10 protein-coding genes are annotated in these 12,209 nt (G+C 43.2%); all 10 read right to left on the reverse strand.

Annotation, left to right across the window (positions count from 1 at the left end):
• Positions 1-7: 7 nt before the first annotated feature.
• Positions 8-517, reverse strand: a complete 510-nt coding sequence (locus BLV86_RS04950; RefSeq protein ID WP_031552093.1) for a shikimate kinase — start codon at positions 515-517, stop codon at positions 8-10.
• 186 nt (positions 518-703) lie between these two features.
• A complete protein-coding gene (locus BLV86_RS04955; RefSeq protein ID WP_031552090.1) occupies positions 704-2,401 on the reverse strand; it encodes a putative manganese-dependent inorganic diphosphatase in 1,698 nt (565 codons plus the stop codon).
• Positions 2,402-2,826: 425 nt separating this feature from the next.
• A complete protein-coding gene (locus BLV86_RS04960; protein WP_049962380.1) occupies positions 2,827-5,631 on the reverse strand; it encodes a transglycosylase domain-containing protein in 2,805 nt (934 codons plus the stop codon).
• A gap of 9 nt (positions 5,632-5,640) precedes the next feature.
• A complete protein-coding gene (rny, locus tag BLV86_RS04965) occupies positions 5,641-7,191 on the reverse strand; it encodes a ribonuclease Y (RefSeq protein WP_031552085.1) in 1,551 nt (516 codons plus the stop codon).
• Positions 7,192-7,755: 564 nt separating this feature from the next.
• Positions 7,756-8,220: a MarR family winged helix-turn-helix transcriptional regulator gene (locus BLV86_RS04970; protein WP_090815324.1), complete on the reverse strand. Its 465-nt coding sequence runs from the start codon at positions 8,218-8,220 to the stop codon at positions 7,756-7,758.
• 107 nt (positions 8,221-8,327) lie between these two features.
• Positions 8,328-8,873 (reverse strand): glutathione peroxidase, encoded by a 546-nt coding sequence (locus BLV86_RS04975; protein WP_090815325.1) that lies wholly within the window; start codon positions 8,871-8,873, stop codon positions 8,328-8,330.
• A 51-nt stretch (positions 8,874-8,924) separates the two neighbouring features.
• Positions 8,925-9,836, reverse strand: a complete 912-nt coding sequence (locus BLV86_RS04980) for an NAD(P)/FAD-dependent oxidoreductase (RefSeq protein ID WP_090815326.1) — start codon at positions 9,834-9,836, stop codon at positions 8,925-8,927.
• Positions 9,837-9,856: 20 nt separating this feature from the next.
• Positions 9,857-10,165 (reverse strand): thioredoxin, encoded by a 309-nt coding sequence (gene trxA / locus BLV86_RS04985; protein WP_090815327.1) that lies wholly within the window; start codon positions 10,163-10,165, stop codon positions 9,857-9,859.
• Between the two features lie 206 nt (positions 10,166-10,371).
• Entirely contained in the window at positions 10,372-10,926 is a 555-nt protein-coding gene (locus BLV86_RS04990) for a regulatory protein RecX (RefSeq protein WP_081828128.1), read from the reverse strand.
• 146 nt (positions 10,927-11,072) lie between these two features.
• Positions 11,073-12,164 (reverse strand): recombinase RecA, encoded by a 1,092-nt coding sequence (recA, locus tag BLV86_RS04995; RefSeq protein WP_090815328.1) that lies wholly within the window; start codon positions 12,162-12,164, stop codon positions 11,073-11,075.
• Between the last annotated feature and the right edge of the window lie 45 nt (positions 12,165-12,209).

Raw genomic sequence — 12,209 nt, forward strand, 5'->3', positions numbered from 1 at the left:
ACTATTGTTATATATTCTTTTCGATCTGTTCTGTCCAGTTCTTTATCTCCCGGACTATCTCCGCAGGAGTCTTGCCCTTCTCATCGATGATGACATCCGCATACTTCTCGTAGAGCGGTGCCCTCTCATTGAATAAATCCCTGAGGGTGAAACCTTCCGGCATAGCGACTCCGCGGTCCGTAACATCCCCGATCCTCTGCTCCATATCTTCATAGGAAATCTTGAGATATACTATCTTGCTTATTTCCTTAAGATGCTCCATGGCTTCCGCTTCATAGCATATGGAGCCGCCGGGGGCAATGATGGTATTTTCAACTTCTATGGAGGAGGCTATATCACCTTCCACCTTCAGAAATCCATCCTGGCCTTCTTCTGCGATGATGTCTTTCAATTTCTTTCCGGTTTTCTCCTGGATCATAATGTCTACGTCCAGAAATCCCATGGCTGCCAGCTTTGCAAGCATTACCCCTATGGTGGATTTGCCGCAGGAGGGCATTCCGATCATGGTAATATTCATTGTTGAGATATCTCCTCTTTATTCAAATTCCTGGTCGATTTCGCGATAGCAGACATGTAACTACAGCCTACGCAAAGCGAATTAAATGGCTGGAGTTCCCAACTGCATTTATGTAAGTTCGCATGACGAGTTTCGGCTTTATCGCGAATAAAAGCCCTGCACCCGGGGTACAGGACTTTTCAAATATCAAAGCTGTTCAGCAAATAATGTAAGCGCAGGTACCAGCTGTTTCTTTCTGGAAACGACTCCCGGAAGAACTACTGACCAGGAATCGTCTGATTTATCGTTCTTATTCTTACCCTGTCTTCTTTCCGGTGTATAGCCGAAGGCATTCTCCACAAGCTGTCCTGCTCCCGTGCCAACCGCAAGAAGATCTGTGCTCTTGTCAAGGATATTGGTGAGCATGATGAAGCTCATATCAAGCTTTTCAACCTTGAGAGCGTTATAAGCAAACTCTTCAAGTCCGTCCTTGAACTGCTCAAGCTCTTCCTTGTTAAGACTTGTAACCTGGCTTACGCCAAACTCAATCTTGCCGGCAGAGAAGTGCTTGAAATCCTGATAGAATATCTCCTGAATGGTCTTGCCCTTCAGGTTGGATCCTGCAGAGAACATAGAGAAGGCATACTTCTCAATGTCAACTCCGGCAATCTTTGCAAGCTCTCTTCCTGTCTGTTCGTCAAGCGGAGTGCAGGTAGGTGATCTGAAAAGGAGAGTATCGGAAATGATTGCCGACATAAGAAGACCTGCAGTCTGCTTGTCGATTTCAATGTTATTCTCCTTATACATCTGAGTGATGATGGTTGAACAGCATCCCAGAGGCTGGTTTCTGAAATAAACCGGTGTCATGGTCTGAACCGTTGCGATCTTGTGGTGGTCGATGATCTCCAGAATGTCTGCCGCCTCGATGCCTTCAACAGCCTGTCCCGGTTCATTGTGGTCAACAAGGATAACCTGCTTTCCGCGATTTCCGAGGAGGTTTCTGCGGGATACCATACCGAGATAATTTCCGTCCTTTGAAAGGATAGGGAAGTCACGATGTCTCTTGGAAGCCATGATCTCTCTCAGCTCATCCACGAAATCATCTTCGGTAAAGGTTATCAGATTGTCTTTTGTCATAAAGTAGCTTATGGGCATTGACTGGTTGATAAGTCTTGCCGCGGTATAGGCATCATAGCTTGTTACCATGATGATCATGCCGTTTGCTTCGGCCAGGCTCTTTATGGTGGGGGAAACATTGGCACCCTCACAGATGATGATACAGTCTGCACCGTTGTCCATGGCGGAAAGCTGGTTCTCCGCACGGTTTCCGAGAATAACGATATCATGCTTTTCTATATAGTAGGACATCATCTCAGGGTTTGCGGCTGCGATGATAACCTTGCCCTTTTCACAGCATCTTGATACATCACCGGTTACTGTGGTTGCTTCCAGGGTGTCTTCTATATTGGAAAACTTGGTGTGGGCTTTTGAGATAATGTGGCTGTCGTAGACATTGAAATAAGATTTCGCGATGTCTCCGATGGTTATGACACCTTCAAGGGAATTCCTGGAGGTGACTACGGGAAGGGTTACGACATTCCCCTCGTTCATCATGGTCCAGGCCTTTTTCAGAGACATATCTCTGGTTACGCCCGGAGTCTTGCGATACTCAATATCTGTGACCTGTGTCTTTACGTTTGTTATAAGTCTGGGTTTCTCAACCTTAAAGTGATCAAGGACAAACTGAGTCTCTCTTGAGGGTTCACCTGCCCTGCAGGGAATATACTTCTCCGTATTTGTGATCTTGTTCTTTAATCTTGCATAAGCAATGGCTGCACAGATGGAATCCGTGTCAGGGTTCCTGTGACCCGTAACCAGAACTTCACGTTCTGTATTATGTGGAATATTGCTCTTTCCCTTAGTCATGTATCCTCCCGATTTATTGATTCACTATAATTCAAAATAATTTTGTTATCTTTTACATATACAAATTATAAAAACAATGTTGTATACAGGATTTTTTAATAATTGTTCATAAATTATTCATAAATCAATACTATATTTTAGTCATAAACATGAAGTTTGTCTTCGATGTTTCTGAACGTTGATTTTTTTCCAAATTAGATTTTTCATAATTACCCCGGTTAGGCGAATACCTGCCGGGGTCTCCTCATTTAAAAAACAAGTTTACTTTTTAAACATACTTCAAAGCTTTAATTCTGCAGCTTTTAAGAAATCCCTGACTAACCGGTACATTATAAAAATGTTTTTATCAAACCATCGCCAAAAAGGCAATGGTTTGACATAAACTTATGTGATTGTACTTAACATTAGCCAAAGACAGGTACCGGAGCATCCGGAAATGTTTCCCCAACGGTAGGCTCGTTATAAACCGCCGCTGTTGTCGTCTCCTGAAGATTTTCAAGTGACTCCTGAAGTTCTCTTATCAAGCTTGAGTCTGAACCAGCCCAGGATTCCTCTTCCTCAGTATATTCTGAATAAGTAGGAAGTTTTCTTGCTCTCTTAATGGCATTTTGCAATTCTTTTGCGTACATGGATGCTTCTTCATATGTATTGCAATACTGAAGTCTCTTTATAGTTTCTGTTATAAGCTCTTCCGTATATTCATCCCTGTACTCAAGCTCTTCAAGCTCTGTGAGGGCACTAATGAATGACTCTTTATTGATGCGCTTTTCTTCTTCGGATCTTTCATTCACAGCTTCACTTTCGGCTCTCTTTTGTTCTCTGCTGGATTCCTCTTCACTTTGCTGCAAAGCACGGTCTATAACCTGGGCCCAGCTTTCCTCTATCTCATCAAAATATGGCTTTCTGGTTTCCAGTCTTCCCAGAAGATCTGCACGTTTTTCATTATCTTCGATAGAATCCACCAAGGGTTTAGCTTCCTCATAATATTTACGTGCTGTAAGTGCATCCTCAACGGTATTGACCACAAGCTTCTCATAGTTTTCTACCAATGCCGATGCCTCTTCATAAATCCTCAGCTGTTCCTTTTCGTGAAGTGCCTGCTGTGCTCTCACTTCCGCCGTTGTAGAAACATAATCTGTAATTCCATATTCATTTGTTTTCAGATCTACAGTTGCCGGTTGTGTCCAGTCTGCAGGTTCCAATCCTTCATGAAGAACATTCATGGCATTTTGCCAGATTCGTCCCGCATAGGTGGAACCGTATACTCCCGGCATAGCCCTTGGAGTGTCATAACCCACCCAGACTGCCATGGTGTAGTATCTCGTGTATCCACAGAACCAGGTATCCTTTGATTCATTGGTGGTACCGGTCTTTCCGGCAGCTATCTGACCGTTGTCGAGTTGAAGTCCGTATCCTGTTCCGAAAGGCTCATTAATGGTACCCTTCAGTATGTCAGTCATCATCCACGCTGTATCTTCTCTGTATACCTTTGTTCCCGTGGATTTATAATCCTTTGTAAGGTCTCCGTCTTTTTCATGGACTATCTTAAGAATACAGGTGTTGTCATTGTACTGACCCATATTTGCAAGGGTACTGTATCCCTTCGCCATATCCACAACTCTCACACCATAGGTGAAGCCGCCGATGGAAACCGCCTTTGTTGTACCATCTATCCAGCTCATCTGCATGAAATGCATATTTGAAAGATAGCTTATACCAAACTTTGTCCCGATGTCTTCAAGGATCTGCCATGCTACGGTATTAAGGGATCTGTTCAGGGCTTCCCTCAGGGTAAGAACGCCTCTGTAACTGCCGCCTGAGTTGGAAGGACCATTCTCTATCCTGTGATCATCTATAAAAGTAGCCGGACTGTACTCACCGGAATCAAGAGCAGGAGCATAGTCAAGTAGTGGTTTAATTGCAGATCCGGGCTGACGTGCACTCAGATAAGCTCTGTTAAACTTATCCTCCGATCCCCTTCCTCCTACAACAGCCACCACATATCCGGTTCTGTTATCAACCACAGCTGCTGCACCCTGGAGTGCGTACTTTCCGTTGGTCTGGAGCTCCGTAAAGCTTGAAAGCTTTTCATCAAGCTCAGTCTGAACCTTTGCCTGGATATCAGGATTTAATGAGGTATAGATATCGTAACCTCCGGATCTTATGAGATTTGTGTAGTACTCATAAGACTCTCCGTATTTTTTCTCGTATTCCTCCTGCTGCTCCTCGCTGTCCCACATATATTCGAATTCGAAGTGGTTGATATCCATAAGTGTAAGAGCCGCACAATGAAGAGCATAGGATGTGAGATAGTCTTCATCTGTCTGCTTTTGAGGATCCGCGGTTACATCGAGGGAAGAAGCAACATAGGCTTTATACTCTTCCCCGGTTATATATCCCTGTTCCTTCATGGAATTAAGAACCTGATTTCTCTTTTCGAGACAGGCCTCGGGATGTCCTATAGGCTCATATATGGAAGGAGCATTTGAGATTCCTGCCAGGGTCGCTGCCTCTACGACATTCAGATCCTTTGCTGATTTTCCAAAATAGTAGCGGCTTGCGGCCTCGACACCATAACAGCTGTTGCCATAAAAGTTTGTGTTGCAGTAAAACTCCATGATATCAGCCTTGGTGTACATTTTTTCCAGTTCCTGAGCCAGGAGAATCTCAACAAACTTTCTGGTGAAGGTTCTTTCGGAAGTAAGATATGTATTTTTGACCACCTGCTGGGTAATGGTGGAACCACCCTGGGTTATGACACCCTTATTGCGGACAAGCTCTATGGCAGCTCTCAGAACCGCGCTCCAGTCCACACCATGATGAATCTTGAAGCTTCTGTCCTCATGTGCAATGTAGGCATTCTGAAGATTTATGGAAATGTCGTTGATTTCCACATATTCGAAATGGCCTGCATTAACTATACCGAGGAGCTTTCCGTTGGTGTCAAACACCTGGGTATCCGAAAGCCGGGTCATATCTGTCACATCCACCGATGCCAGCTTGTCATAGGCAGTAACCTTAAGTGATTCATACTCCGGCAGAATCACTAAAAAATACGCAGAAAGGCCTGCTATCGCCAAAATGACGAGCAGACCTACAAACATGCGCTTAAATATTTTCTTTATAAGATGTCTTCTGCGAGGTTTCCGTCTCTTTGATGGAGCGGAAACCTCAGCCTTTTTTTCAGTGTTTTGTTCGTTATTATTCATTTGACTTATTTACTTGGCGTAATCAACAGCTCTTGACTCGCGAATGATATTAACCTTGATAACACCAGGATACTGCATCTGATCCTGGATCTGCTTAGCCATATCATGTGCCATGATAGTCATATCATCATCAGATACCTGATCGGGAACAACCATGATACGGACTTCTCTTCCGGCCTGAACCGCAAAGGACTTTTCAACTCCCTTGTATGAATTGGTTATATCCTCAAGTTCCTTAAGTCTGTTGGTATACGTCTCAAGTGACTTACGTCTTGCACCCGGTCTTGCTGCAGAAATAGCATCGGCAGCAGCAACTACACAGGCAATGAGTGATGTAGGCTCTGTACCGCCGTGGTGTGATGCCACAGTGTTAATGACGATTTCCGGCTCATGATGCTTCTTGCAAAGCTCTACACCAAGCTGTACGTGTGTGCCTTCCACATCGTGGTCAATGGCTTTTCCGATATCATGAAGAAGGCCTGCTCTCTTTGCCATACGTACATCGAGTCCAAGCTCCTCTGCAAGAAGTCCTGATATCTGGGCAACTTCCACTGAATGTCTGAGAGCATTCTGTCCGTAAGATGTTCTGAACTTCATACGGCCAAGAAGCTTAACAAGTTCGGGATGGATGCCATGAACACCAACTTCAAGTATTGCGGCATCTCCTTCCTCTTTGATAGTCTCATCAACTTCCTTCTGAGCTTTTTCTACTACTTCTTCAATTCTTGCGGGATGGATACGTCCATCTACGATAAGCTTCTCAAGAGCTATCCTTGCAACTTCACGACGGATAGGATCAAAACCTGAAAGAACAACTGCTTCCGGTGTATCATCTACGATGAGTTCAACACCTGTAAGCTGTTCCAGTGTGCGGATATTTCTTCCTTCACGGCCAATGATACGGCCCTTCATTTCATCATTTGGAAGCTGTACAACGGATACTGTTGACTCAGTAACCTGATCTGCAGCGCATCTCTGTATCGCATCAACGATGTAATTGCGTGCATTCTTCTCGGCATCTTCCTTTGCCTGATTGTCCATCTCGCGGATCATCATGGCATAATCATGCTTGGTATCCTCTTCAAGGGATTTCAGAAGTTCTGTCTTGGCCTGATCTCTTGTGAGACCGGAAATTCTTTCAAGCTCGGTAACCTTCTGGTTATGAAGTTCTTCTACTTCTGTTTCTCTTTTGCTGATCTTATCCTGACGCTTCTGGAGCTCCTGCTCTTTCTGCTCAAGGCTTGCAGCTTTCTTCTCGGAAGCTTCGTCTCTCTTCAGCATTCTGTGCTCGAGATCCGATACTTCTTTACGTCTGTCCTTGATTTCCTTATCAAGGTCGTTTTTTGCCTTTAACGCCTCTTCTTTTGTTTCGAGGAGGGCTTCTCTCTTTTTATTCTCGGCTGTTCTTATAGCATCATCTATGATCTCTCTGGACTTCTGTTCAGCGGATCCGACGGTTTTCTCATAGTCGGACTTTGCCTTGTTCTGTCCGGCTACGAACATAGCTATGCCTGTAATGGCAGCAACAACCAAAAGAATAGCAATTCCTAATGGGGACACTTTGTGTACCTCCTTCACTATTTTGTTGTTAATGTACAAACAGATATGTGAAAAGGTAAAAGGTTTTGTAGATTTTTACCCTGTCAAATTCTATTTATATATAAAATTATATTGTTTTCAATATAAACATTAACTTAACTACTATATTTTATATAAAATAGAAGTCACTGTCAAATAGACAATTAGTATAACGGACGGACAGAGCCGGAGGGCATCCATTTTGAAGTGCGGTTTTTCGGTCGAAAAATCAAAGCAGGCCACTACGAGCTGGTGGGCATCCATCTAAAAACGAGTCGCTTCGACGGAAAAATATAAAATCGTACCCCTAAGAGGCTCTAGACCCTCGCCAATGTCAGAGATTTTCTCTTATGAAAACTCTGACTTGGCGAGGGGGGCTAAGGAAAAGGGATCAAGAGCCTCTAAGGGGTCCGATTTTTATTTTTCTCGTCTCAGCTCAACGTTTTTAGATGGATGCCCACCAACTCTACGTGGCCTGCTTTGATTTTTCTCTGCCTGAGTTAGCGATCAAAATGGATACCCTCCGGCTCTGTCCTGGTTTTGATCCTATTTTTTCTTTTTTTCTGTTTCTTTTGAGTTTTCGACACATTCCAGTGTTCTGTAGAGGAGACGATAGAGGGTGCCGGCTTCTTCTTTAGTGAGTTTTATGCAGCTGCCCATTTCTTTGGGGACTTCAAGGGCTTCTTCTCTAAGCTGAACTCCTTTTTCTGTGATAGTCACGTCAAGGGATCTTTCGTCTTCGGGACAGCGTTCTCTTTTTATAAGGCCTTTTGCCTCGAGGCGTTTAAGAAGGGGGGTCAGGGTGCCGGAATCGAGGTATAAACATTCGCCCAGCTCCTTTACGTTGACTCTTTTCTTTTCCCATAGAACCATCATGGCTATATACTGGGTGTATGTTAGATCTATTTTCTCCAAAAAAGGCGTATATCTCCGGACCAGTTCTTTTGCGCAGACATAGAGCGGAAAGCAAAGCTGGTTTTCTATTTTCAGAGATTCATATTTATCTGACATTTTAACCTCCGGATAAATGTTTAAAAATAAAACTCTGCCATAGTGGCCTGTAAATCATTTTCCTTATTTTAACATAAAACCGACAAATTCTAAAAAACGTATTAAATTCAGAGGATTGCGGCAACCTTTTCCTCAACCTGAGCCATATCCATGGTAGGCTCGAAACGGTCCACAACATTACCATCTCTGTCGATCAGGAACTTTGTGAAATTCCACTTTATATCAGGTGTGCTTTCATAGTCAGGATGCTGTTTTGCGATAAAATCCTTCATGAAGTCTGCCGTTTTTCCTTCACCAAGTCCCTTGAATCCCTGCTGTGACTTGAGATACTTAAAGAGCTCTGTCTCATTTTCCCCGTTTACATCTATCTTTGCAAACATAGGGAACTTAACACCAAATCTGCTTGAACAGAACTTTGCTATCTCCTGCTCGGTTCCCGGTGCCTGATGTCCAAACTGATCACAAGGGAAGTCCAGTATAACAAGTCCCTTATCCATATACTTTTCATACATGGACTGAAGCTGCTCATAATGTGGTGTAAATCCACACTCGGTAGCTGTATTCACAATAAGCATTACCTTACCCTTGTACTCCTCAAGTGTTGTTTCATTCTTTTCCTTATCAAGAACTTTGATTTCATAAATTTCAGCCATAATTATCTCCTTTCAGTTCTTAACTAACAATTCGGTTTATCGAATAAAAATCTACATAGCATCTATATATCCGCAGGCTGCCAATGCTGCCACCGCACCGTCTGAGGCTGCGGTTGTAAGCTGTCTCACCGTTTTGGTACGGCAGTCTCCGGCAGTGAAAATACCTTCTGTTCCGGTTTTCAGGTCTTCACCGGCCTTTATATAGCCTTTTTCGTCAAGCTCTGCCACATTTTCAAATGCAGTATTGTCGGGAGCCTGACCTATGGCAACGAATAATCCGGATACTTCTATGGTTCTTGTATCGCCTGTGGTTTTATTTGTAACTTCGATTGATACAAGACCGGCGGCATCCTCATTAAGTTTTGTAATAGTACTGTCCAGAACGAATTCTACGTTGTCTTTTGCTTTTAAACGCTCTACTTCTTTCTGATCTGCGCGGAATTGGTCTCTTCTGTGGATCACATATACCTTCTCACAGTAATTGGAAAGAAACTGTGCATCCTCAAGGGCAGTGTTACCGCCGCCGTTTACAGCTACCACCTTATTTCTATAGAACATTCCGTCGCAGGTTGCGCAGTATGAAACACCTTTTCCTACCAATGTTTTCTCATTGGAAAGTCCAAGAGGACGGTTTTTTGCACCTGTAGCAAGTATCACTGCTTTGCACTCATACTCGTTTTGCGAAGTGGTTACTTTCTTAATGTCTCCGGCATTGATAATGCCGGTTACTTTTTCGAATTTTATGTCTGCACCCAGATCTTTTGCCTGATTATAAAGTCCTGTTGCAAAATCAAATCCTGAGATATGTGCTATTCCCGGATAGTTTTCGATGTCCGGAGTGTTGATTATCTGTCCACCATAGGATGAGGCTTCAAGCACCAGTGCACTTTTTCCGGCTCTTACGGTATAGATCGCAGCGGAAAGGCCAGCTGTGCCGGCGCCGATTATTACTACATCTACCATAACATTTTCCTCTCAATATATTACTTAAGAAGCTCAAGTACCTGCTCTTTAGGAACAAAACCTACAGACTGCTTATAAATCTCACCGTTTTTAAAAACAATGAGTGTCGGGATGGATCTGATTCCGTATCTGTCAAGAAGCTCCGGATTTTCATCGGCATCTACACTCATAACCTTGAAGCCGTCTGCGGAATCAGCAATCTCACTTATGATCGGAGCGAGCATCTTGCATGGTCCGCACCAGCTTGCCCAAAAATCCACCAGTACCGGAACATCACTCTTAAGTACCTTCTCATCAAAATCTGTTGTATTAATTGCCTGTGCTGCCATATTGTTACCTCCGTTATATTTTAAAATTTTGTTATTTGTCATTTGACTTGATTAAATTGTACGCAATTTATAATAGATTGTCAACAATTTAATTCTAAAATTTAGTTTATAATTTTGGGGCGGCAAAACCTGAATCAGCGTGCAGCACGTGTTTTCGAAATACAAAAAATCAGGGAATTGCCGATTAAGGCGTTTCCCTGATATGATCAATAATCTTCTTCTATTGAAAGTGCATTTCTGACTGTGGAATAAGAAAATCCCTTTCGCATAAGTGAAGCGTAAAGCTTCCTTTTCTGTTCTGCATCCAATGCAGAAGGGTCTTTGCACTTTTTATATATGGCAGCTTTAACTGCTCTCATCTCAGCGCCTTCTGACAGCTCATCATCTTTGAATTCGGCCATTGCTTCCTTTATATCTTTTTGATTCACACCTCTCTGATAAAGCTTCTGTTCAATTTCCCTAAGGGACTTTGAACCTGAATAGTGTTTTATCAGCTGCTTTGCAAATCTTAAGTCATTGATATAATCGTATTTTTTCAGGAAATCCATGGTCTCTTCTATGATCTCTTCGCTGTATCTTCCTGATTTAACCAGTTTTTCTCTGAGTTTTGATTCTGGTTTAGCAGCCTGTTCCAAAAGGTAGAGACTCCGTTCCTTACATCGGTTTAAAAGTTTGTCATGTTCGGACATCTTGTCAGGATCAAGGTTATATCCAGACACTTCCCCGCCATGCTCTTTTAATAAATCGTCTATTGTTTTCACTGTAACATCTCATCTGTATAAGCTTTTTTGACTGTTATATATACTTGCAAAATCAAATGCCGGCCAAGGGTCGGCATTTCTTATCAAAGCAACCGCCCTTAGCATAGCAGCGAGAAAATATCTCAGTATTGTAATATTCAGTCTTTTTATGCTTCATCGTCAGACTCTGAAGCTGCCAGTGCAGCTTCCGCCTCGGCAAATTCATCCTTTGGAAGTCCGTACTTCTCACGAACCTTGCCTTCAACCTCTGCCATGATCCTCGGATTTGCCTTAAGATATTCCTTGGCATTCTCACGGCCCTGTCCTATCTTCTCACCGTTATAGGCAAACCATGCACCTGACTTTTCAACGATATTTTCTTCAACCGCAAGGTCAAGTACATCTCCTGACTTTGAGATACCTTCGCCAAACATGATGTCGAACTCGCACTGTTTGAAAGGAGGAGCAATCTTGTTCTTAACAACCTTTACTCTTACGCGGTTTCCTGCCGCATCACCGTTCTGCTTCAGGGTCTCAACTCTTCTTATATCAAGTCTTACAGATGCATAAAACTTAAGAGCACGTCCTCCTGTGGTGGTCTCAGGACTTCCGAACATAACTCCGACCTTCTCACGGAGCTGGTTAATAAAGATAAGTATGCAGTTTGATTTTGCAATGATGGAAGTAAGCTTACGTAATGCCTGAGACATGAGTCTTGCCTGAAGTCCCACATGGGAATCACCCATCTCTCCGTCTATCTCAGCCTTTGGTACAAGTGCTGCTACAGAGTCGATTACAAGGATGTCCATGGCGCCTGATCTTACCATGGTCTCTGCAATCTCAAGTGCCTGTTCACCTGAATCAGGCTGTGATATGTAAAGGTTGTCAATATCTACTCCGATATCCTGGGCATACTTTGGATCCAGTGCATGCTCTGCATCGATAAATCCGGCTATTCCGCCTCTCTTCTGAACTTCAGATACTGCATGAAGTGCAAGGGTTGTTTTACCTGATGATTCAGGTCCGTAGATTTCTATGATTCTTCCTTTAGGGAATCCTCCGGCTCCGAGAGCTATATCAAGAGAAAGTGAACCTGTGGGTACAGTTTCTACATTGAGGCTGGCTGCGGAATCTCCGAGCTTCATAATGGAGCCTTTTCCGAAATTCTTCTCTATCTGTGTTAAAGCAACGTCCAGTGCTTTTAATTTTTCTTCGCGGTCCTGGTTAAAATTAACCGGGGTTTTTGTGGTCTTTGCCATGTTTGTCCTCCGTAAAACATATGTTTTGTGTTATTTTGTATTTTA

Source organism: Oribacterium sp. KHPX15 (assembly GCF_900107835.1).
Classification (GTDB): Bacteria; Bacillota; Clostridia; order Lachnospirales; family Lachnospiraceae; genus Oribacterium.

What these genes read in the sequence shown, in the direction of transcription:
- BLV86_RS04950 (WP_031552093.1), bottom strand. Translation starts at nt 517, where the DNA reads ATGAATATTACCATGATCGGAATGCCCTCCTGCGGCAAATCCACCATA.
- BLV86_RS04960 (WP_049962380.1), bottom strand. Translation starts at nt 5,631, where the DNA reads ATGAATAATAACGAACAAAACACTGAAAAAAAGGCTGAGGTTTCCGCT.
- BLV86_RS04970 (WP_090815324.1), bottom strand. Translation starts at nt 8,220, where the DNA reads ATGTCAGATAAATATGAATCTCTGAAAATAGAAAACCAGCTTTGCTTT.
- BLV86_RS04975 (WP_090815325.1), bottom strand. Translation starts at nt 8,873, where the DNA reads ATGGCTGAAATTTATGAAATCAAAGTTCTTGATAAGGAAAAGAATGAA.
- BLV86_RS04980 (WP_090815326.1), bottom strand. Translation starts at nt 9,836, where the DNA reads ATGGTAGATGTAGTAATAATCGGCGCCGGCACAGCTGGCCTTTCCGCT.
- trxA (WP_090815327.1), bottom strand. Translation starts at nt 10,165, where the DNA reads ATGGCAGCACAGGCAATTAATACAACAGATTTTGATGAGAAGGTACTT.
- recA (WP_090815328.1), bottom strand. Translation starts at nt 12,164, where the DNA reads ATGGCAAAGACCACAAAAACCCCGGTTAATTTTAACCAGGACCGCGAA.